General features: G+C 72.8%; 17 protein-coding genes and 2 pseudogenes. 13 read left to right on the top strand and 6 right to left on the bottom strand.

Annotated elements, in window-relative coordinates:
- The first annotated feature begins 39 nt into the window (after positions 1 to 39).
- The gene (locus tag ACIQTO_RS34530; protein WP_402396657.1) at positions 40 to 369 is read left to right on the top strand and encodes a hypothetical protein; all 330 of its coding nucleotides are present in this window, start codon (positions 40 to 42) and stop codon (positions 367 to 369) included.
- Positions 370 to 389: 20 nt separating this feature from the next.
- On the opposite strand, the gene ACIQTO_RS34525 is transcribed toward ACIQTO_RS34530, so the two are convergent.
- Positions 390 to 962, bottom strand: a complete 573-nt coding sequence (locus ACIQTO_RS34525) for a Uma2 family endonuclease (protein WP_402396654.1) — start codon at positions 960 to 962, stop codon at positions 390 to 392.
- Positions 963 to 1,143: 181 nt separating this feature from the next.
- On the opposite strand from ACIQTO_RS34525, the gene hutU reads away from it, so the two are divergent.
- The 4 genes from hutU (at position 1,144) to hutI (ending at position 6,652) form a co-directional block, all read left to right on the top strand.
- Positions 1,144 to 2,814 (top strand): urocanate hydratase, encoded by a 1,671-nt coding sequence (hutU, locus tag ACIQTO_RS34520; RefSeq protein ID WP_402396651.1) that lies wholly within the window; start codon positions 1,144 to 1,146, stop codon positions 2,812 to 2,814.
- Between the two features lie 11 nt (positions 2,815 to 2,825).
- Complete coding sequence (locus ACIQTO_RS34515; protein WP_402396807.1) at positions 2,826 to 4,010, top strand: allantoate amidohydrolase; 1,185 nt, start codon at positions 2,826 to 2,828, stop codon at positions 4,008 to 4,010.
- The gene (locus ACIQTO_RS34510; protein WP_402396648.1) at positions 4,001 to 5,377 is read left to right on the top strand and encodes a formimidoylglutamate deiminase; all 1,377 of its coding nucleotides are present in this window, start codon (positions 4,001 to 4,003) and stop codon (positions 5,375 to 5,377) included. The genes ACIQTO_RS34515 and ACIQTO_RS34510 overlap by 10 nt, the downstream gene beginning before the upstream one ends.
- A gap of 105 nt (positions 5,378 to 5,482) precedes the next feature.
- The gene (gene hutI, locus ACIQTO_RS34505) at positions 5,483 to 6,652 is read left to right on the top strand and encodes an imidazolonepropionase (RefSeq protein ID WP_402396646.1); all 1,170 of its coding nucleotides are present in this window, start codon (positions 5,483 to 5,485) and stop codon (positions 6,650 to 6,652) included.
- A gap of 111 nt (positions 6,653 to 6,763) precedes the next feature.
- On the opposite strand, the gene ACIQTO_RS34500 is transcribed toward hutI, so the two are convergent.
- Positions 6,764 to 8,848: a prolyl oligopeptidase family serine peptidase gene (locus ACIQTO_RS34500; RefSeq protein ID WP_402396644.1), complete on the bottom strand. Its 2,085-nt coding sequence runs from the start codon at positions 8,846 to 8,848 to the stop codon at positions 6,764 to 6,766.
- 138 nt (positions 8,849 to 8,986) lie between these two features.
- Positions 8,987 to 10,495 carry a peptide MFS transporter gene (locus ACIQTO_RS34495; RefSeq protein ID WP_402396641.1) on the bottom strand — a complete coding sequence of 503 codons (1,509 nt, stop codon included), beginning with the start codon at positions 10,493 to 10,495 and terminating at the stop codon, positions 8,987 to 8,989.
- A 328-nt stretch (positions 10,496 to 10,823) separates the two neighbouring features.
- Here ACIQTO_RS34495 and ACIQTO_RS34490 point away from each other — a divergent pair, with 328 nt between their 5' ends.
- Together ACIQTO_RS34490 and ACIQTO_RS34485 are read left to right on the top strand one after the other, a co-directional pair.
- A complete protein-coding gene (locus ACIQTO_RS34490; protein ID WP_030290974.1) occupies positions 10,824 to 11,498 on the top strand; it encodes a response regulator transcription factor in 675 nt (224 codons plus the stop codon).
- Positions 11,499 to 11,538: 40 nt separating this feature from the next.
- On the top strand, positions 11,539 to 12,786 hold the full coding sequence (locus tag ACIQTO_RS34485) for an ATP-binding protein (RefSeq protein ID WP_402396638.1): 1,248 nt from the start codon (positions 11,539 to 11,541) through the stop codon (positions 12,784 to 12,786).
- Between the two features lie 44 nt (positions 12,787 to 12,830).
- Here ACIQTO_RS34485 and ACIQTO_RS34480 read toward each other — a convergent pair.
- Both ACIQTO_RS34480 and ACIQTO_RS34475 read right to left on the bottom strand, forming a co-directional pair.
- Positions 12,831 to 13,115, bottom strand: a pseudogene (locus ACIQTO_RS34480) (ester cyclase); the annotation flags it as partial.
- Between the two features lie 104 nt (positions 13,116 to 13,219).
- Positions 13,220 to 13,831, bottom strand: a complete 612-nt coding sequence (locus ACIQTO_RS34475) for a GtrA family protein (protein ID WP_402396635.1) — start codon at positions 13,829 to 13,831, stop codon at positions 13,220 to 13,222.
- A 197-nt stretch (positions 13,832 to 14,028) separates the two neighbouring features.
- Here ACIQTO_RS34475 and ACIQTO_RS34470 point away from each other — a divergent pair, with 197 nt between their 5' ends.
- The 4 genes from ACIQTO_RS34470 to ACIQTO_RS34455 all read left to right on the top strand — a co-directional run bounded on the left by ACIQTO_RS34470 (position 14,029) and on the right by ACIQTO_RS34455 (position 17,496).
- On the top strand, positions 14,029 to 15,219 hold the full coding sequence (locus ACIQTO_RS34470) for a 5-(carboxyamino)imidazole ribonucleotide synthase (protein ID WP_402396633.1): 1,191 nt from the start codon (positions 14,029 to 14,031) through the stop codon (positions 15,217 to 15,219).
- A complete protein-coding gene (gene purE / locus ACIQTO_RS34465; RefSeq protein WP_402396630.1) occupies positions 15,216 to 15,740 on the top strand; it encodes a 5-(carboxyamino)imidazole ribonucleotide mutase in 525 nt (174 codons plus the stop codon). Before ACIQTO_RS34470 ends, purE begins: the two co-directional genes overlap by 4 nt.
- A 23-nt stretch (positions 15,741 to 15,763) precedes the next feature.
- The gene (locus ACIQTO_RS34460; protein WP_402396627.1) at positions 15,764 to 16,990 is read left to right on the top strand and encodes a dipeptidase; all 1,227 of its coding nucleotides are present in this window, start codon (positions 15,764 to 15,766) and stop codon (positions 16,988 to 16,990) included.
- 83 nt (positions 16,991 to 17,073) lie between these two features.
- Positions 17,074 to 17,496 carry a CoA-binding protein gene (locus tag ACIQTO_RS34455; protein WP_402396624.1) on the top strand — a complete coding sequence of 141 codons (423 nt, stop codon included), beginning with the start codon at positions 17,074 to 17,076 and terminating at the stop codon, positions 17,494 to 17,496.
- Positions 17,497 to 17,552: 56 nt separating this feature from the next.
- Here ACIQTO_RS34455 and ACIQTO_RS34450 read toward each other — a convergent pair whose 3' ends face one another.
- Positions 17,553 to 18,890, bottom strand: a complete 1,338-nt coding sequence (locus ACIQTO_RS34450) for a UDP-glucose dehydrogenase family protein (RefSeq protein ID WP_402396622.1) — start codon at positions 18,888 to 18,890, stop codon at positions 17,553 to 17,555.
- 213 nt (positions 18,891 to 19,103) lie between these two features.
- On the opposite strand from ACIQTO_RS34450, the gene ACIQTO_RS34445 reads away from it, so the two are divergent.
- Entirely contained in the window at positions 19,104 to 20,336 is a 1,233-nt protein-coding gene (locus ACIQTO_RS34445) for an LCP family protein (RefSeq protein WP_402396620.1), read from the top strand.
- Between the two features lie 74 nt (positions 20,337 to 20,410).
- A pseudogene (locus ACIQTO_RS34440) lies at positions 20,411 to 20,528 on the top strand (acyl-CoA dehydrogenase); the annotation flags it as partial.

Here is a 20,528-nt window from a genome sequence, read left to right as displayed (position 1 = left end):
AGGCCCCGGAGCAGGGCCGACCGGCAGGGGGAGCCTGTGATGCGCGTGATCCACGAGATGAAGTTCGTCGGCCGGCTCGCCTCGGGCGCCGACGAGTGGTCCTGCCCGGCCTGCGGACGCCGCGTCACCCTGCGGCGGCTGCCCGGGCCCGAACTCACCGTCCTCGACCCGGGCGACGAGAGCGTCGTCCACGTCGGCGTCATCGAGCCCGACGCGCGGGCGGACGCCGCCGTCGACGCGTACGGCCTCGGCCCCGTCCAGGAGATCCCCCGCCCGCCGCGCCCGCCGGCCCCGGCCGGTCCGGACGCCGACGACCGCCGCTGGCTCGCCGAGATCGGCATCGACTGGGACGGCGACGCGGCGGCCTGAGGGCGGGACCTGAGGTCGGGTCAGGCCTTCGGTGCGTACAGCGGCAGCTCGTCGGTGCGCAGCTCCGGCGGCAGGGGCGCGGCGAGCGGGACGGGCTCGCCGTACTTGCCGTGGAGCACGCCCTGGTAGGCGCCGTCGCGGGGGTGGGTGTACAGCGTCCAGGTGCCCTTGCGGGGGTCGACCGAGAGCAGCACGGCCACACCGGCGATCGCGTACCACTCGGCCTTCGCGGTGATGCCGCCGGCGTGCTCGGAGCTGGAGATCACCTCCACGGCCAGAGCGACATCCTGCGGGTCGGCCAGCCAGTCGTCGTCCTCCTCCCAGTCGGTGGGAAGGACGACGAGATCGGGTGTGACGTAGTCCTCGTCGTTGTCGGGCATGAGGATCGACGACACCTCGAAGGCGCCCAGCCCACTCGGCAGCTGCGGGTCAAGCTGGATCCTCAGCCGGCGCACGGTCCCCGCGTGCTTGCCGCGGCGAGTGGGAGACATCACCAGGGTTCCTCCGATGATCTGCACGTGGAGGCCGGTGCTGCGTTCGATCTCCTCGGCGGCGTCGTGGAGTCTTCCGGGTCGCACGGTGACGGCCGTCATCGCGTCCTCCGTTCGTCGGCGCTTGGGCCGAGTGGCTGGTGTTCGCCAGGTTCACAGTAGCGCCCGGGGGTCCGTCGGGCGGGGGCTGATCGGATGTGGTCGGGGTCTGGTCGAAGTCTGAATGATTGGATATATTCAGCCGAGTCGAGTTTGAATGAATTCATCCGTAGGGAGCCGGGACATGGTGCAGCAGCAGGCGAGCGGGCCGCGCGAGGTGCGTGCGGCGCGCGGGACGGGGCTGACGGCGCAGGGGTGGCAGCAGGAGGCGGCCCTGCGGATGCTCATGAACAACCTCGATCCGGAGGTGGCCGAGCACCCGTCGAAGCTGGTGGTCTACGGCGGCACCGGCAAGGCCGCGCGGGACTGGCGCTCCTTCGACGCCATGGTGCGCACGCTGGAGACGCTGAAGCAGGACGAGACCATGCTGGTCCAGTCCGGCCGCCCGGTCGGCGTGATGCAGACGCACGAGTGGGCGCCGCGGGTGCTGATCGCCAACTCCAACCTGGTCGGCGACTGGGCCAACTGGGAGGAGTTCCGGCGGCTGGAGAGCCTCGGGCTCACCATGTACGGCCAGATGACCGCCGGGTCGTGGATCTACATCGGGACCCAGGGCATCCTCCAGGGCACCTACGAGACCTTCGCCGCCGTCGCCAACAAGCGGTTCGAGGGCACCCTGGCCGGGACGATCACCCTCACCGCCGGCCTCGGCGGCATGGGCGGCGCCCAGCCGCTGGCCGTGACGATGAACGGCGGCGTGGCGATCTGTATCGACTGCGACCCGTCCCGGATCTCCCGCCGGATCGAGCACCGCTACCTGGACGTCGAGGCCAAGAACCTCGCGCACGCGCTGGAGCTGGCCACCGCCGCCCGCGACAAGAAGCAGCCGCTCTCCATCGGCCTGCTGGGCAACGCCGCCGAGGTGTTCCCGCAGCTGCTCGCGATGGACGCGCCGATCGACATCGTCACCGACCAGACCAGCGCCCACGACCCGCTGAGCTACCTGCCGGTCGGCGTCGCCTTCGACGACATGGCGACGTACGCGGCCGAGAAGCCCGCGGAGTTCACCCAGCGCTCGCGCGAGTCGATGGCCCGGCACGTCGAGGCGATGGTCGGCTTCATGGACGCCGGCGCCGAGGTGTTCGACTACGGCAACTCGATCCGCGGCGAGGCCCAGCTGGCCGGCTACGACCGCGCGTTCGCCTTCCCGGGCTTCGTCCCGGCCTACATTCGACCGCTGTTCTGCGAGGGCAAGGGCCCGTTCCGCTGGGCGGCGCTCTCCGGCGACCCGCAGGACATCGCCAAGACCGACAAGGCCGTGCTCGACCTCTTCCCGGAGAACGAGTCGCTGCACCGCTGGATCAAGATGGCCCAGGAGAAGGTGCACTTCCAGGGCCTGCCGGCGCGGATCTGCTGGCTCGGCTACGGCGAGCGCGACAAGGCCGGCGAGCGGTTCAACGACATGGTCGCCTCCGGCGAGCTGTCCGCGCCGATCGTGATCGGCCGCGACCACCTGGACTGCGGCTCGGTGGCTTCCCCCTACCGGGAGACCGAGGCGATGCTGGACGGCTCCGACGCGATCGCCGACTGGCCGCTGCTCAACGCCATGGTCAACGTCGCCTCCGGCGCGTCCTGGGTCTCCATCCACCACGGCGGCGGCGTCGGCATCGGCCGCTCGATCCACGCGGGCCAGGTCACGGTGGCCGACGGCACCGCGCTGGCGGGCGAGAAGATCCGCCGGGTGCTCACCAACGACCCGGGCATGGGCGTGATCCGTCACGTGGACGCCGGCTACGACCGGGCCGACGAGGTGGCCGCCGAGCGCGGCGTGCGCATCCCGATGGGTGAGCTGTGACCTTCGAAGAGATGTGGGCGGAGCTGCTCCCGGTGGGCCGCTCCGCCTCCTCCGGCGGCTACCGTCGCTTCGCCTGGAACTCCGCCGACGCCGAGTGCCGGTCCTGGTTCGAGGAGCAGGCCCGCGGCCGCGGCCTGAGCTACGAGCTGGACCGCAACGGCAACCAGTGGGCCTGGCTGGGCGACCCGGCCGCCGGGGGCGCGATCGTCACCGGCTCGCACCTGGACTCCGTCCCCGACGGCGGCGCCTTCGACGGCCCGCTCGGCGTGGTCTCCTCCTTCGCCGCACTGGACGAACTCCGCGGCCGGGGAGCGGAGTTCACCAAGCCGCTGGCCATCGTCAACTTCGGGGACGAGGAGGGCGCCCGGTTCGGCGTGGCCTGCATCGGCTCGCGGCTGAGCGCGGGCCTCCTCGGCCGCGACCAGGCGTTCGAGCTGCGCGACGCCGACGGCGTCCGGCTGCCCGACGCGATGGAGCGGGCCGGCTACGACCCGGCCGCGATCGGCGCGGACGACGACCGGCTGGCCCGGATCGGCGCCTTCGTCGAGCTCCACGTCGAGCAGGGCCGTTACCTGGCCGAGGACCAGCCGGTCGGCGTGGCCGGCGCGATCTGGCCGCACGGCCGCTGGCGGTTCGACTTCCACGGGGAGGCGAACCACGCCGGAACCACCCGGATCGAGGACCGCCGCGACCCGATGCTCACCTACGCCAACACCGTACTCGCGGCGCGGAAGAAGGCCAGGACGGCGGGTGCGCTGGCCACCTTCGGCAAGGTCGCGGTCGAGCCCAACGGCACCAACGCGATCGCCTCGCTGGTGCGCGGCTGGCTGGACTCCCGGGCCGGTGACGAGGCGACGCTCACCGCGCTGGTCGAGGAGATCGAGCGGGCGGCGTACGAGCGTGGTGAGCGGGACGGCGTCCGGGTCGAACTGACCCGCGAGTCCTACACCCCGGTGGTGGAGTTCGACGCCCCGCTGCGCGACCGGCTCGCCAAGACGCTCGGCGGCGTGCCGGTCCTGCCCACCGGCGCGGGACACGACGCCGGAATCCTGGCATCGGCGATCCCGACCGCCATGCTGTTCGTACGTAACCCGAGCGGTGTCTCGCACTCCCCGGCCGAGCACGCGCGCACGGCCGACTGCCTGGCCGGCGTGACCGCCCTCGCCGACGTACTGGAGGACCTGGCGTGTCAGTAGGCCGTGCCGGAGGCGCGCAAACGACGACTTTCTGGGCGCAGTACGCCTGGCTGCCGCACGTGAACGGGCCGGTGGTCGAGCGGGACGTGCTGATCGCCACCGGCCCCGGCGGCCGGATCACCGAGGTGCGGCCGGACAGCGGGCCCTGCCCGCCCGGCGCCGTCCGCCTGGCGGGGCTGCTGCTGCCCGGTCAGGCCAACGCCCACTCGCACGCCTTCCACCGGGCGCTGCGCGGCCATGTGCAGGTCGGCTCCGGCACCTTCTGGACCTGGCGCGACACCATGTACCGGTTCGCCGGGGCACTCGACCCGGACAGCTACCTGGAGCTCGCCACCGCCGTCTACGCGGAGATGGCGCTGGCCGGGATCACCGCGGTGGGGGAGTTCCACTACCTGCACCACGCGCCCGGCGGGGTCCGCTACGACGACCCGAACGCGATGGGCGAGGCGCTGATCGAGGCCGCCGCCCGGGCCGGGATCCGGATCACCCTGCTGGACACCTGCTACCTGTCCTCCGGCTTCGGCGCCGAACCGACCAAGCCGCAGCGCCGGTTCAGCGACGGCCACGCCGACGCCTGGGCCGAGCGGGTGGACGCCCTCAAGCCGCGCGAGCACGCCCGGATCGGTGCCGCGATCCACTCGGTGCGGGCGGTGCCGGCCGAGCAGATCGGCACCGTCGCGCAGTGGACGGCGGCCCGCCACGCCCCGCTGCACGTCCACCTCTCCGAGCAGACCGCCGAGAACGACGCCTGCCTCACCGCGCACGGCGTCACCCCGACCAGGCTGCTCGCCGACCACGGCGCGCTCGGCCCGCGCACCTCCGCGGTGCACGCCACCCATCTCACCGAGGAGGACGTCAAGCTCCTCACCGACTCCTCGACCGTCATCTGCATGTGCCCCACCACCGAGCGGGATCTCGCGGACGGCATCGGCCCGGCCCGCCAACTCGCCTCGGCGGGCTGCCCGATCACCCTGGGCAGTGACAGCCACGCCGTCATCGACCCGTTCGAGGAGGCCCGCGCGCTGGAGCTGGACGAGCGGCTGCGGACCCGCACCCGGGGTCACTGGACGGCCAACTCGCTGCTGCGGGCGGGCACCGAGGACGGGCACGCCTCGCTCGGCTGGCCGGAGGCCGGGCGGATCGAGGCCGGCGCCCTGGCCGACTTCACCGTGATCGCCCTGGACTCGGTGCGTACGGCCGGGCCGCCGAGCCGGCTCGGCGCCGAGATCGCGGTGTTCGCCGCCTCGGCCGCCGACGTGCGACACGTGGTGGTCGGCGGGCGGCAGATCGTCAGGGACGGCGCGCACCAGCTGGTGCCGGACGTCCCGGGCGCGCTGCGGTCCTCGATCGCCGCGCTCAGCTGCTGAGTCCCCGTAACTCCCGGGGGCGGGCGGGGGCTGATCCCGCCCGCCCCCGGGTCCAGCCCCGAAAGGCCTGATGTGAGCACCCCGAGCAGCCTGCGGAGCCAGGGCATGCCGAGCACCCTGATCACCGGTATCGGCAGCCTGGTCACCAACGACCCCGCGTACGGGACCGGGCCGCTCGGCCTGCTCGCCGACGCGGCCGTGGTGGTGGATGACGGCACGGTCGCCTGGGTCGGACCGGCGGCCGAGGCGCCCGCCGCGGACGAGCGGTTCGACGCGGCCGGGCGGACGCTGCTGCCCGGGTTCGTCGACTCGCACGCGCACCTGGTGTTCGCCGGGGACCGCACCGCGGAGTTCAACGCCCGGATGTCCGGCCAGTCGTACACCGCGGGCGGGATCCGGACGACGGTGGCCGCCACCCGGGCCGCGAGCGACGCCGAGCTGGACGCCAACCTGGCCCGGTTCGTCCGCGAGGCGCTGCGGCAGGGGACGACCGCGATCGAGTGCAAGTCCGGCTACGGGCTGACCGTCGTCGACGAGGCGCGGGCCCTGCGGATCGCCTCCTCGTACACCCCCGAGACCACCTACCTGGGCGCCCATGTGGTCGCCCCCGAGTACGCCGACGACCCGGCGGGGTACGTGGACCTCGTCACCGGCGACATGCTGGACGCCTGCGCGCCCTACGCGCGCTGGGTGGACGTCTTCTGCGAGAACGGCGCCTTCGACGGGGACCAGGCCCGGGCGATCCTGACCGCCGGGGTCGAGCGCGGCCTCACCCCCCGGGTGCACGCCAACCAGCTCTCCTACGGCCCGGGCGTGCAGCTCGCCGTCGAACTGGGGGCGGCCTCGGCCGACCACTGCACCCACCTCACCGACGAGGACGTGGCGGCGCTGGCCGGCTCGGCGACGGTGGCGACGCTGCTGCCGGGCGCGGAGTTCTCCACCCGCGCCGCCTATCCGGACGCGCGCCGGCTGCTCGACGCGGGCGCCGTCGTCGCGCTCTCCACGGACTGCAACCCGGGCTCCAGCTTCACCAGCTCGATGGCGTTCTGCATCGCGGTCGCGGTGCGGGAGATGGGGATGACGCCGGACGAGGCGCTCTGGGCCGCCACCGCCGGCGGCGCCCGGGCCCTGCGGCGCACCGACGTCGGAACGGTGACGGTCGGCGCCCGGGCCGACCTCCAGCTGCTGGAGGCGCCCTCGCACGTCCACCTGGCGTACCGGCCGGGTGTGCCGCTGACGGCGGCGGTCTGGCGGGCCGGGGTCCGCGAGGTCTGAGCGGCTTCGGGCCGCTCCCCGGTCGCGGCTTCCGGACGGCGCCCGACCGGCACGCCCGCACCCGACCGGCACGCCCGCGCCCCGCACCCGGGGGCGCGGGCGTGCCGCCGCTCAGCCGAGGCCCAGCGAGCGCCTCAGGAAGTCGAGCTGGTGGTGATGGAGGTTCTCCGCCACCGTCTCGTCGGAGGGCGTGTGGGTGGTGCCGCCGAGCGGCAGGACCTCGTGCGGGCGGCCGGCCGCGAGCAGCGCGGCGGACAGCCGCAGGGCGTGGACCGGCAGCACGTTGTCGTCGGCGAGCCCGTGGACCAGCAGCAGCGGGCGCCGCAGCCCCGGCGCGTCGCCGATCAGTGAGCAGGCGTCATAGCGCTCGGGGTGCTCGTCGGGGTGGCCGAGGAACCGTTCCTGCCAGTGGGTGTCGTAGAGCCGCTGGTCGGTGGGGGCGGCTCCGGCGACGGCGGCGTGGAAGACGTCCGGACGCCGCAGGACGGCGAGCGCGGCGAGGTAGCCGCCGTACGACCAGCCCCGGATCGCGACCTTGCCGAGGTCGAGCAGCCCCGGCCGCAGCCGGGCGGTCTCGTGCAGACCCTCGACCTGGTCCGCCAGCGCCGGGGTGGCCTTGTCGGCGAAGACCTCCTTGTCCCAGCGGGGGCCGCGCCCGGGGGTGCCGCGGCCGTCCACGGCCAGCACCGCGAAGCCCTGGTCGGCGAACCACTGGGAGACCAGCGTCCACCAGGCGCCGCCGGTGGTGACCTTCTGCAGCGCCGGCCCGCCGTACGGGTCGAGCAGGACGGGCAGCGGGCCGTCCCCGGGGCGGTGGCCGGTGGGGAGGAAGAGCGCGGCGCGCAGGTCGCGCGGGCCGAGCCGGAGCGGTTCGGAGCGGTCGGTGAGGACGGGCGGCTGCGCGTACGACGTCACCGGGAGGGGCGCCCCGCCCTCGCGCCGCACGGTGGTCCGGCCGGCGGGGGCGCCGGAGGCCCGGGTGGTGAGGACGAGCGTGCCGGCGCGGCGCAGGCCGGTGTGCAGACCCGGTCCGTCGCTGAGCCGGCGGGGGCCGGTGGCCGGGTGGTACAGCCAGAGGTGGGTCTCGGTGGGTTCCCCGGTGGCGGTGAACAGCACCTCGTCGCCGTCCGTCCCGAGCACCGCGCGCAGCTGGAGCCCGGCCGGGGTGACCGGGGTGCCGTCGACGGTGAGGTGCCGGGTGTCACCGCGGTCGGCGGAGTCGACCAGGGCGCCGCCCGCGGTGCGGACCGGGACGCCGGGGACCAGCTCGACCCAGCGCTCGTCCCGCTGCTCGGCCAGCACCGAGGTGGCACCGTCCGGGGCGATCGCCAGGGTGCGGACGGTGCGCTGGTCGCGGCTCTGTACGGCGGCGTACGGCCCGTGGGCGTCCCAGCCGGCGGCGGTCAGGTACTCGTACCCGGCCCGGTCCCAGCGGACCTCGGTCCGGCTGCCGTCCAGGCCGAGCAGCCAGAGCGAGACGTCGGCGTTGGCGGAGCCGGCCAGCGGGTAGCGGATCACCCGCGGCCGCCGCTGCGGCTCGGCCGGGTCGGCGAGGTGGAGCCGGGCGAGCGCACCGGTGTCGACCCGGGCGACGAGCAGCGCGGCGCCGTCCGGGGACCACCAGTGGCCGCGCGTGCGGTACATCGACTCGGCGGCGACGTGATCGGCGATCCCGTACGTCACCTCCTCCTGTTCGGGGGCGGCGAGCTCCCGGTCGTCGCCGCCGTCGGTCCCGACCACCCGCAGGGCGCCGTCGCCGGCGTAGGCGATCCACCGGCCGGTCGGGTCGAGGCGCGGGTCGTACCCGGCGGTGGCGGTGGGGACCGTCCGGACGGTGCCGTCGGAGGTGTCGGCGAGCCGGAGGGCACCGCCGAGGGCGAAGACGGCGAGCCGGCCGGAGGCGTCGGTGGCGTAGGCGGTGATGCCGGTGGTGAGGACCCGGGCCCGCTCGCGGCGGATCCGTTCGGCCTCGGGGAGTTCGCCGCCGGAGTCGTCGAGCGCGGCCGGGTCGACGAGCAGCCGTTCCCGGCCGGTGACGGTGTCGAGCGCCCAGAGGCAGGAGAGCGGGTCGTCGCCCGCGCGGCTGCGCAGGAAGAGCACCGTCCGGCCGTCGGCCGAGACGGCCGGGTGGGCGGGGGCGCCCAGGGTGAAGCGCCGGGTACGGGCGAGCTGGCGGGGGAGCGAGTCGGTCGGCATCCGGTCACCCTGGCACGTCCGGGGCGGCGCCGGGCCGGAAAAGGGGCCGGTAGGGATCTTCCGATCCGTACCGGCCCCTTCGGCCGGGGCGTGCCCGGCGGTGCTTCCGCGCGGTGTGCGGACCGCGTCAGCGGCGCGTCAGTGCACGTCGCCCATCAGCTTCACGACCTTCTTGCGGTACATCGCCAGGCCCACGCCCGCGACGATCGCCATGGCGCCCTGGACCGCGAAGTACCAGGTACTGCCGACGACGTTGTCACCGAGGACGAGCTGGAAGATGGCCGCGACGCAGTCGCCCGCCGTGACGGCGAGGAACCAGACGCCCATCATCTGGCTGGCGTACTTCGCCGGGGCCAGCTTGGTGGTGACGGACAGGCCCACCGGGGAGAGCGTCAGCTCACCGACGGTCTGGATCAGGTAGACCATGGCCAGCCAGAGCGGGGTGACCTTGGTGCCGCCCGCGGCGGCGGCCATCGCCAGCATCATGACGAGGAAGGAGGCGCCGATCATCAGCAGGCCGAACGCGAACTTCATGGTGGTGCTGGGGTTCTTGGCCTTGCGGGACAGGGCCACCCAGAGCCAGGCGAAGACCGGGGCCAGCGCCATGATGTACAGCGGGTTGAGCGACTGGAACCAGGTCGACGGGAAGTCGAAGCCGAACAGCGTGGACGAGGTGTTCTCGTCCGCGAAGATGCTCAGCGTCGAGCCGGACTGGTCGTAGATCATCCAGAACACGGCGGCGGCCACGAAGAACCAGATGTAGCCGCTCATCCGGGACTGCTCGGTCTCGTCGAGGTCCTTGTCGCGCTTCACCTTGGCGAAGACGAAGACCGGGAGCGCGATGCCCGCGACGGACAGCGGCCAGATCGCCCAGTTGATGGTGAAGTGGCCGGTCAGCGCCACGACCCCGTAGAAGACGACGGCGAGAGCCAGCCAGAAGCCGGCCTTCCTGAAGATCACGCGCTTCTCGGCGGCCGAGATCGGCGAGGTCACCACGTCGCTCTTGGCGCTCAGGTGGCGGCTGCCCAGCATGAACTGGATCAGGCCGATCGCCATGCCGATGCCGGCGAGGGCGAAGCCGAGGTGCCAGTTGACGCTCTGGCCGATGGTGCCGATGACCAGCGGGGCGGCGAAGGCACCGAGGTTGATGCCCATGTAGAAGATCGTGAAGCCACCGTCGCGGCGCGGGTCGTTCGGGCCGTCGTACAGGTGGCCGACCATCGTCGAGATGTTGGCCTTCAGCAGGCCGGAGCCGATCGCGATGAGTGCCAGGCCGACGAAGAACGACGCGCTCGCCGGGACGGCCAGCAGGAAGTGGCCGATCATGATGATCGAGCCACCGACCGCGACGGTCTTGCGGGCACCGAGGAAGCGGTCGGCGATCCAGCCGCCCGGGAGGGCCAGCAGGTAGACCATGGCGGTGTACACGCTGTAGACCGCGCTGGCCACGGCCATCTTCATGCCGAGGCCGCCCTCCGTGACGGAGGCGGTCATGTAGAGGACCAGCAGGGCGCGCATGCCGTAGTAGCTGAAGCGCTCCCACATCTCGCTCATGAAGAGAGTGGCGAGTCCACGGGGGTGCCCGAGGAAGGTCTTGCCGCTGGGAGAGGCCGACTGAACGCCGGGCTCCAGGGTCGTAGACGCCATGTGTAGTGGTTCCTTGCCTGACAGCGTCCGCCTAGGGGGGTGCGGCGGACGTGGACCAAACCACTGTACGTGGCGATATTTGGCGGTATCAGCTGACAAAACCCGCCAATAAGGTATGGCGATGGCAAAGTTTGCCGCTGATCTGATCGGCATATCCATGGTAGATCCGGAGATCTTCCTTCGGATGCAAGATCCGCGAGTGGAATATTCGCCGAACGGGCGCCTGTGACACGTCCGTTGAGCGGTGATTGCGCTCCGTATAACGATCACGCTCTGTGAACTACCTCACAGGGCGATCGCCCCCAACCCGGCGGACTACCATCACCACATGACCTGTGTGCTGCTCGCCGAGGACGATCCGGCGATCTCCGAACCGCTCGCCCGGGCCCTGCGACGCGAGGGCTATGAGGTGCTCGTCCGCGAGGACGGTCCGACCGCACTGGCCGCCGGGCTCACCGAGGAGGTCGACCTCGTCGTCCTCGACCTCGGCCTGCCCGAGATGGACGGCCTGGAGGTCTGCCGCCGGCTGCGCGCCGACGGCAAGAGCTGCCCCGTCCTGGTCCTCACGGCCCGCGCCGACGAGGTGGACACCGTGGTCGGCCTGGACGCCGGTGCCGACGACTACGTCACCAAGCCCTTCCGCCTCGCCGAACTGCTCGCCCGCGTCCGGGCCCTGCTCCGGCGCGGCAACGTCGACCAGCTCACCACCGGCGCGCACGGGGTGAAGATCGACATCGAGTCGCACCGCGCCTGGCTCGGCGAGGAGGAGCTGACCCTCTCCGCCAAGGAGTTCGAGCTGCTGCGGGTGCTGGTCCGGGACGCCGGGCGGGTGGTCACCCGCGAGGAGATCATGCGCCAGGTCTGGGACACCACCTGGTGGACCTCCACCAAGACGCTGGACATGCACATCTCCTGGCTGCGCAAGAAGCTCGGCGACGACGCGGCCAACCCCCGCTACATCGCCACCGTGCGCGGCGTGGGCTTCCGCTTCGAGAAGAATTAGCCCCGGCAGCGGGGTACCGACCAGCACGGGGAGCGGCAGCGTGAAACGCCGGATGATCAATTCGCTGCTGGGCGTCGTCCTGGTGGTGGTCGTGGTGTTCTGCGTCCCGCTCGCCCTGGTCGAGAAGCGCACCATCGTGAACTCGGCGCAGGACCGGGTGGACGCGGCCGCCGTCCGGGTGCTCGCCCTGGTGGAGAACCGGCTCGCGGCCAACGAGCCGGTGACCGGTGACAAGTTCGCCAACCAGGTCACCGACGGCCAGTACGTCGAGGTGGACATCCCCGGCAAGCCCGTCGTCTCCAGCGGCGAGCGCCCGGCCGGGACCCACCTGCTGAAGGCCGTCGAGAAGGGCGCCAGCGGCGAGACGGTCACCGTCGAGCAGTCGCGGGCCGCCGTCGACCACGAGATCGCCAACATGCTGCTGCTGCTCGGCGTGGTCGCCCTGCTCGCCGTCCAGGCCGCGGTCGCCCTCGCCGTCTGGCAGGCCAAGCGGCTGGCCCGCCCGCTCACCGACCTCGCCGAGACGGCCGAACGGCTCGGCTCCGGCGACCCGCGCCCGCGCGACCGCCGCTACGGGGTGCCCGAACTCGACCGGGTCGCCGAAGTCCTCGACGTCAGCGCCGAGCGGATCGCCCGGATGCTCACCGCCGAGCGCCGGCTCGCCGCCGACGCCTCGCACCAGCTGCGCACCCCGCTCACCGCGCTCTCCATGCGGCTGGAGGAGATCACCGCGGTCGCCGAGGACCCGGAGACCGTCAAGGAGGAGGCGACCATCGCCCTCCAGCAGGTCGAGCGGCTCACCGACGTCGTCCAGCGGCTGCTCACCACCCAGCGTGACCCGCGCAGCCCCACCGCCGTCGCCTTCGACCTGGACGACGTGGTCAAGCAGCAGGTGGAGGAGTGGGGGCCGTCGCTGCGCGGCACCGGGCGGGTGCTCCAGGTGGAGGGCCTGCGCGGGGTCACCGTGGTCGGCACCCCGGGCACGGTGGCCCAGGTGCTGGCCACCCTGATCGAGAACTCGTTGATGCACGGCGCCGGGCTGATCACCGTCCGGGTGCGGCCCTCCGGGACGTCGGTGGTGGTCGAGGTGCAGGACCAGGGCGCCGGGGTGCCGCCGGAGCTGGGCAACCGGGTCTTCGAGCGCGCGGTCAGCGGCCGCAACTCGACCGGGATCGGCCTGGCCGTGGCCCGGGACCTCGCGGAGGCGGACGGCGGCCGGCTGGAACTGCTCTCGCTGAAGCCGCCGGTGTTCGCCATCTTCCTGGGGCGCAGCCAGCGCGAGGCCTGACCGGGGGGCTCGCAGCGGAGTGGCGCGTGCCCTCAGAACCGGGTGTCGCGGACCACGTCCAGGTTGGTGAAGGTCGGCGGCTCGTCGCAGAGCGCGACCATCTCCCGGAAGATCCGGTCGGTCTCGGGCAGGGCGGAGTTCTTCATCGCGTCCTCGTACGAGGCGAACTCGACGATCTCCACCAGGTGCCGCGGGTCGGACCGGTCGGTGGCGACCGTCGCGTGCCCGACCGTCCGCCGGCCCTCGGTCTGCTCGGCCCAGCTGTCCATCAGCCGGTTGAGGTCGTCCACCTTGTCGGTCTTGCAGTCGATGATCTGGACGAACGCCATGGCGAGCCTCCTGGGATCCCCCCGGACCTCGATCGTTCGCCGGCCGTGCCCGCCCCCGGTCACCACTGTCCTCCCGCGGGTGCGGGCAGGGCAAGGGGAGCGGCCTATTCGGCCTTGGCGTACCGGATCTCCTCGGTGGCCAGCATCAGTTCGGCCTGCGCGACGACCTCGGTGGCCGGTGCGGCGGCGGTGGCCGGCGCGGCCTCGGTGGCCGGTGCGCTCTCGGTGGCCGGCGCGGCCTCGGCGACCGGTGCGCTCTCGGTGGCGGGCTCCGGGAGGGCGGTGAAGACCCACGTCCGGTAGGAGACGAAGCGGAACACCGTGGCCACCGCGAGGCCGGCCACCTTGGCGGCCAGCTGCTCGAAGTGCGAGTCCAGGCCGAGCACGTAGACCGAGAAGCCCAGCACGCCGGTCTCGATCAGCATGCCGGCGCCGCTGAACAGCAGGAACAGCGTGATCTCGCGCTTGCGGGAGGCGGCGTCGCGGTCCCGGTACAGCCAGTAGCGGTAGCCGAGGTAGTTGGTCGCGATGGCCACCAGCGTGGCGGCGATGTTGGAGCGCAGCGAGGCCAGGTGGAACCCGTTGATGCAGATCCAGAAGACGGCGAAGTTGACCACCACACCGCTCAGGCCGACGATGCCGAACTTCACCACCTCGCCCGAGAGATCCTGCAGTCTCTGCGCCAGCGAGGGGTTCGACGCTGCGGTCGTCGCCATACCGGGCTGCCTCCATGTGCCAGCGGACGAGGGGCCCCGGAGCGGATGCGCGGCTGGGCCCTTGAGCCCTGCGTGCACGCACATGATCGGATCACGCGTACCAGGACCTAGCGGTCCAGGCTACCCGGTTCCACCGATCGGCTCAGCCCCCCGGGCTCCTCGCACTTCGGGACGGTGTCCGGTGGCGGAGCGGTTCCATGGCCCCCGACCGGCCCGGATATCCTGGCGGGGTGACTTCCCCGGGCAATGCGAATTTTCCAGTGGTGGGCATGATCGGCGGCGGGCAGTTGGCCCGTATGGCACACCAGGCGGGCATCCCGCTCGGGGTCAGGTTCAAACTCCTCGCCGACACGCCCCAGGACTCCGCCGCGCAGGTGGTTTCCGACACCGTCCTCGGCGACTACCGCGATCTCGACACGCTGCGCCGCTTCGCGGCCGGCTGTGACGTGATCACCTTCGACCACGAGCACGTGCCGACCGAGCACCTGCGGGCCCTGCAGGCCGACGGCGTGGCCGTCCGGCCCGGCCCGGAGGCGCTGGTCAACGCCCAGGACAAGGGCGTGATGCGCGCGAAGCTCGACTCCATCGGGGTGCCCTGCCCCCGGCACCGGCTCGTCGCCGACCCTGCCGACGTGACCGCCTTCGCCGAGGAGGGTGCCGGCTACCCGGTCGTCCTCAAGACCGTCCGCGGCGGCTACGACGGCAAGGGCGTCTGGGTCGTCGAGGACGAGCAGGAGGCGCAGGCGCCGTTCCTGGCCGGCGTCCCCGTGCTGGCCGAGGAGAAGGTCGACTTCGTCCGCGAGCTGGCGGCCAACGTGGTCCGCTCGCCCAGCGGCCAGGCCGTCGCCTACCCGGTGGTGGAGAGCCTCCAGGAGAACGGCGTCTGCGCCGAGGTCACCGCCCCGGCGCCGGACCTCGACCCGGCCCTCTCCGACGAGGCCCAGCAGCTGGCCCTGCGGATCGCCGGCGAGCTGGACATCACCGGCCACCTGGCGGTCGAGCTGTTCCAGACCCGGGACGGCCGGATCCTGGTCAACGAGCTGGCCATGCGCCCGCACAACTCCGGGCACTGGACCCAGGACGGCGCGGTCACCTCGCAGTTCGAGAACCACCTGCGGGCCGTGCTCGACCTGCCGCTCGGCGACCCCCGGCCGCGTGCCAAGTGGACCGTCATGGTCAACGTCCTCGGCGGCGAGTACCCGGACATGTACCACGCCTTCCTGCACTGCATGGCCCGCGACCCGGGCCTGCGGATCCACATGTACGGGAAGGACGTGAAGCCCGGCCGCAAGGTCGGCCACGTCAACGTCTTCGGGGACGACCTCGACGACGTCCGCGAGCGCGCCCGTCACGCGGCCGCCTACCTGCGAGGAACGATCACCGAATGACCCACCCCCTTGTCGGCATCGTGATGGGCTCGGACTCCGACTGGCCGGTCATGGAGGCCGCGGCCCAGGCCCTCGACGAGTTCGAGATCCCCTACGAGGTGGACGTCGTCTCCGCGCACCGGATGCCGCGCGAGATGGTCGCGTACGGCGAGAACGCCCACACGCGCGGGCTGAAGGCGATCATCGCGGGCGCCGGCGGCGCCGCCCACCTGCCGGGCATGCTGGCCTCGGTCACCCCGCTGCCGGTCATCGGCGTGCCGGTGCCGCTGCGCTACCTGGACGGCATGGACAGCCTGCTGTCGATCGTCCAGATGCCGGCCGGTGTGCCGGTGGCCACCGTCTCGGTGGCGGGCGCGCGCAACGCGGGCCTGCTGGCGGTGCGGATGCTGGCCGCGTTCGACCCGGAGCTGACCGAGAAGATGACGGACTTCCAGGCCGAGCTGAACAGCCAGGCCACCGAGAAGGGCAAGAAGCTGCGGGCCAAGGTGGCGGGTTCCGCCTCCTTCGGCTTTGGAAAGTAGTCATATCGGATACAACAGCTCGTATGACCTCTGAGCTGTTGGACTCCGCAGACCAGCCCGACCAGGCCGCCCTGCTGGACCGTGCCCGTGCCGTCCTCCGCGACACCCCCGTGGTGGACGGCCACAACGACCTCCCCTGGGCGATGCGCGAGCAGGTCGGGTACGACCTCGACGCGCTCGACCTGGCCGCCGACCAGAGCTCCCGTCTGCACACCGACCTCGCCCGCCTCGCCGCGGGCGGGGTCGGCGCACAGTTCTGGTCGGTCTACGTCCCCTCGCGGCTGGCCGGCGATCACGCCGTCAGCGCCACCCTGGAGCAGGTCGACTTCGTCCGGGCGCTGGCCGGGCGCTTCCCCGACCGGCTCCGGCTCGCCTTCACCGCCCAGGACATCGAGACCGCCCGGGCCGAGGGCCGGATCGCCTCCCTGATGGGCGCCGAGGGCGGCCACTCCATCGACTGCTCGCTCGCCACCCTGCGCGCCCTGTACGAGCTCGGCGTCCGGTACATGACGCTCACCCACAACGACAACACCCCGTGGGCCGACTCCGCCACCGACAAGCCGGCGGCCCAGGGCCTGACCCGGTTCGGCGAGGAGGTCGTCCGGGAGATGAACCGGCTCGGCATGCTGGTCGACCTCTCGCACGTCTCCGCCGACACCATGCGCGACGCGCTGCGGGTCAGTGAGGCGCCGGTGCTCTTCTCGCACTCCTCCGCGCGCGCCGTCTGCGACCACCCGCGCAACGTCCCGGACGACGTGCTCGGCCGGCTGGCGGCCAACGGCGGGGTCGCGATGGCCACCTTCGTGCCCAAGTTCATCCTGCCCGCCGCCATCGAGTGGACCGCCGCCGCCGACGAGAACATGCGCGCGCACGGCTTCGACCACCTGGACACCACCCCGGCCGCGATGGCCTGCCAGCGGGCCTTCGAGGAGGCCTCCCCGCGCCCGGTCGCCACCCCGGCCACCGTCGCCGACCACCTCGACCACATGCGCGAGGTGGCCGGCATCGACCACATCGGGATCGGCGGCGACTTCGACGGCACCGCCTTCCTCCCGGCCGGGCTGGACGACGTGGCCGGCTACCCCAACCTGATCGCCGAACTGCTGGGCCGCGGCTGGTCGCGGACCGACCTCGGGAAGCTCACCTGGCACAACGCGGTGCGCGTGCTGCGCGACGCCGAAGCCGTCGCGCGCGATCTGCGGACCACCCGCCGCCCGTCCATCGCGACCATCGCGCGGCTCGACGGCTGAGCCCCGCGCCGGCCCGTCCCGGGAATGGCCGGGCGGCCGGAGGCGCTGCCAGTGACGAGTCCGCGGCTGCGAGGAGGCAGGGCATGTACGGCGACCCGGAGACGGTCCGCAAGATCCTTACCGAGCTGGGCGACACCTGGGCCGTCGTCGGGCTCTCGTCCAACCGGCTGCGCGCCGCCCACGGCGTGGCCGAGGTGCTGCAGCGCTACGGCAAGCGGATCGTCCCCGTGCACCCGAAGGCCGAGACGGTCCACGGGGAGAAGGGGTACGCGTCCCTGGCGGACATCCCGTTCGAGGTCGACGTGGTCGACGCCTTCGTCCGGTCCGACCTCGCCGGCGCGGTGGCCGACGAGGCCGTGGCCATCGGCGCGAAGGCCGTCTGGTTCCAGCTCGGCGTGGTGGACGAGGCCGCGTACGGGCGGGCCCGCGCGGCCGGTCTCGCGATGGTGATGGACAAGTGCCCCGCCATCGAGATCCCGCGGCTGGGTCCGACGGACCGGGCCTAGCGCGAACGGGGCCCGCCGGTCGTCCGACGACCGGCGGGCCCCGGCGCGTCCCGGGGTCAGCTCGGGCGGCCGAGCGCCCGGTACGTCCAGCCGGCCGCGCGCCAGGCGGCGGCGTCCAGGGCGTTGCGGCCGTCCAGCAGCCGGCGTTCGGCGACCACCGCGCCCAGCTCGGCCGGGTCCAGGTCGCGGAACTCCTGCCACTCGGTCAGGTGCAGCACCACGTGCGCGCCCTCGGCGGCCTCCAGCGGGGACTCGGCGTAGGCCAGGCCCGGGAACATCTTGCGGGCGTTGTCCATCGCCTTCGGGTCGTACACCGTGACCTGCGCGCCCTGGAGCTGGATCTGGGCCGCGACGTTGAGCGCGGGGGAGTCCCGGATGTCGTCCGAGTTCGGCTTGAAGGCGGCGCCCAGGACGGCGACCCGGCGGCCGAGGAAGCCGCCGCCGCACTGCTCGCGGGCCAGCTCGACCATCCGGGAGCGGCGGCGCATGTTGATCGAGTCGACCTCGCGCAGGAAGGTCAGCGCCTGGTCGGCGCCCAACTCCCCGGCCCGGGCCATGAAGGCGCGGATGTCCTTGGGCAGGCAGCCGCCGCCGAAGCCGATGCCGGCGTTGAGGAACTTGCGGCCGATCCGCTCGTCGTAGCCGAGCGCGGTGGAGAGCAGGGTGACATCGGCGCCGGCGGCCTCGCAGACCTCGGACATCGCGTTGATGAACGAGATCTTGGTGGCCAGGAAGGAGTTGGCGGCGGCCTTGACCAGCTCGGCGGTGGCGAAGTCGGTGACCACGAACGGCACCCCGGCCGCGATCGGTTCGGCGTACACCTCGCGCAGCACCTGCTCGGCGTGCTCGCTGCGGGAGCCGACCACGATCCGGTCCGGCCGCAGGGTGTCCTGGACGGCGAAGCCCTCGCGCAGGAACTCCGGGTTCCAGGCGAGCTCGGCGCCCTCACCGGCCGGTGCCAGCGCGGCCAGCCGCTCGGCCAGCCGGTTCGCCGAGCCGACCGGGACGGTGGACTTGCCGACCACCAGCACCGGGCGGGTCAGATACGGGGCGAGCCCGTCGATCGCGGCGTCCACGTAGGACATGTCGGCGGCGAACTCGCCCTTGCGCTGCGGGGTGTTGACGCAGACGAAGTGGACGTCGCCGAACTCCGCGGCCTCCTGGACGGAGGTGGTGAAGCGCAGCCGGCCGGTCGAACCCTCGTGACCCGCCACATGCTTGAGCAGCAGCTCGGACAGGCCCGGCTCGTACATCGGGACCCGGCCGGCGCTCAGCGTGGCGATCTTCTCCGGGTCGATGTCCAGACCCAGCACCTCGAAGCCGAACTCCGCCATGGCGGCGGCATGCGTGGCGCCGAGATAGCCGGTGCCGATCACGGAGATGCGGAGGGTCACTGGTTCCCCTTTGCGGAATCTCGACCTGGACTGCCGTGGGACGGGCAGGACCTGCGAGGACCGATGCTATCCGCCCGTACCGGCCCGGCCCAGGCCGTCCCGTCCGGGGCGATCTTTCGAGAGCGGGGGTGCGGGCGCAGGCCCCGGGCGTGCGCGGGGCGCGATCCGGCGGAACCCCTACGCGGGTGCTGTGACCGGCGGCACAATGCGCGCATGGATCCGAAGCCCGAGAGCACGGACGAACCGCCCCGCGCGGACGAACCGCCCCGCGCGGACGAACCGCCCCGCGCGGACGAACCGCCCCGCGCGGACGAACCGCCCCGCGCGGACGACGGGACCCCGGTGCCGGGGCTCAGCCTCTTCGAGCCGCGCGAGGGCGCGGAGACCGCCGGTCCGGAGGCCGGGCCCGAACCGCCCGCCCGCCGCCGCCGCACCCGCCGCGTCCTGCTCTGGACGCTCTCCGCCCTGCTGGTGCTGGCCCTCGGCGCGGGCGGCGCCCTGTTCTGGACGGTCGAGCACTACGCCTCCTCCGTCACCCGGATCCCGGACGCCTTTCCGACCGCGCCGCAGTCCGCCCAGCCCGCGCCCGTCCCGGGGAGCGGGCTCAACCTGCTGCTGGTCGGCCTGGACGCCCGCTCGGACGTCCCGACCACCGGCAGCGGGGCCAAGGGTCCGGTCTGGCAGGAGGGCGCGGCCCGCAGCGACACCATGATGCTGCTGCACCTGGCGGACGACCGCCGGAGCGCCTCGCTGGTCTCGCTGGCCCGCGACACCTGGGTGGACGTTCCCGGTCACGGCCGGGCCAAGCTGAACGCCGCGTACTCCTGGGGCGGCCCGGCACTGATGACCGAGACCGTGCAGAACCTCACCGGTATCCGGATCGACCACCTCGCCGTGGTCGACTGGAACGGCTTCCGCGCCCTGACCGACGCCGTCGGCGGGGTGGACATCACCGTCCCGCGCACCATCGAGGCCGTCGGCGAGGCCCGGGCCTGGGAGGCGGGCACCCATCACATGGACGGCGCGCAGGCGCTGCTGTACGTCCGTGAGCGCTACGGCCTGCCCGGCGGGGACCTCGACCGCACCAAGCGGCAGCAGAACTTCCTGCGCGCGCTGATGCTCCGGATCATGGACTCCGGCACCCTGACCAGCCCGTCCCGCCTCGGCGGGCTGCTGCGGTCGGTCGGTGAGGTGGTCAGCGTGGACGACCGGCTCTCCAACACCGACCTCTTCCAGCTCGCCTGGGGCCTGCGCTCGTTGCGCGCCGACGACGTCCGCTTCATGAACGCGCCGTTCGGCGGCTTCGACACCCGGGACGGCCAGAGCGTCGTCCTGCTGGACGAGCAGCCGGCCGCGCAGCTCTGGGAGGCGATGCGCAACGACCGGATGCCGCGGTACTTCCAGGAGCACCGGGCCGGCGACACCCTGGGGGCCGACGTCGACTGAACCTAGGCAGCCGCAGGTCGGAGCCCTAGGATCTACTTAACGGTAACTAACAACTGAGCGGCGAGGCAGGCATCATGGCGGGCAGCGCAGGGGCGGCGGACTTCGATCTCTTCCGGATCTCCGAGGAGCACGGGATGCTGCGTGAGGCGGTGCGTTCGCTGGCCGAGGCGAAGATCGCTCCGTTCGCGGCGG

Origin of the sequence: Kitasatospora sp. NPDC091207 (genome assembly GCF_044768625.1) — a bacterium.
Lineage (GTDB): Bacteria > Actinomycetota > Actinomycetes > Streptomycetales > Streptomycetaceae > Kitasatospora.
The sequence above is the reverse complement of the archived record's forward strand: the minus strand, read 5'-3'. Positions and strand labels throughout refer to the sequence as shown.

Bases quoted from the DNA above. Each gene is read 5' to 3' on its own strand.
- ACIQTO_RS34495 (WP_402396641.1), bottom strand. From the start codon at position 10,495: ATGGCGTCTACGACCCTGGAGCCCGGCGTTCAGTCGGCCTCTCCCAGC.
- ACIQTO_RS34470 (WP_402396633.1), top strand. From the start codon at position 14,029: ATGGCCCCCGACCGGCCCGGATATCCTGGCGGGGTGACTTCCCCGGGC.
- ACIQTO_RS34500 (WP_402396644.1), bottom strand. From the start codon at position 8,848: ATGCCGACCGACTCGCTCCCCCGCCAGCTCGCCCGTACCCGGCGCTTC.
- ACIQTO_RS34475 (WP_402396635.1), bottom strand. From the start codon at position 13,831: ATGGCGACGACCGCAGCGTCGAACCCCTCGCTGGCGCAGAGACTGCAG.
- purE (WP_402396630.1), top strand. From the start codon at position 15,216: ATGACCCACCCCCTTGTCGGCATCGTGATGGGCTCGGACTCCGACTGG.
- ACIQTO_RS34460 (WP_402396627.1), top strand. From the start codon at position 15,764: ATGACCTCTGAGCTGTTGGACTCCGCAGACCAGCCCGACCAGGCCGCC.
- ACIQTO_RS34490 (WP_030290974.1), top strand. From the start codon at position 10,824: ATGACCTGTGTGCTGCTCGCCGAGGACGATCCGGCGATCTCCGAACCG.
- ACIQTO_RS34515 (WP_402396807.1), top strand. From the start codon at position 2,826: ATGTGGGCGGAGCTGCTCCCGGTGGGCCGCTCCGCCTCCTCCGGCGGC.
- hutU (WP_402396651.1), top strand. From the start codon at position 1,144: ATGGTGCAGCAGCAGGCGAGCGGGCCGCGCGAGGTGCGTGCGGCGCGC.
- ACIQTO_RS34530 (WP_402396657.1), top strand. From the start codon at position 40: ATGCGCGTGATCCACGAGATGAAGTTCGTCGGCCGGCTCGCCTCGGGC.
- ACIQTO_RS34445 (WP_402396620.1), top strand. From the start codon at position 19,104: ATGGATCCGAAGCCCGAGAGCACGGACGAACCGCCCCGCGCGGACGAA.
- hutI (WP_402396646.1), top strand. From the start codon at position 5,483: ATGCCGAGCACCCTGATCACCGGTATCGGCAGCCTGGTCACCAACGAC.
- ACIQTO_RS34455 (WP_402396624.1), top strand. From the start codon at position 17,074: ATGTACGGCGACCCGGAGACGGTCCGCAAGATCCTTACCGAGCTGGGC.
- ACIQTO_RS34525 (WP_402396654.1), bottom strand. From the start codon at position 962: ATGACGGCCGTCACCGTGCGACCCGGAAGACTCCACGACGCCGCCGAG.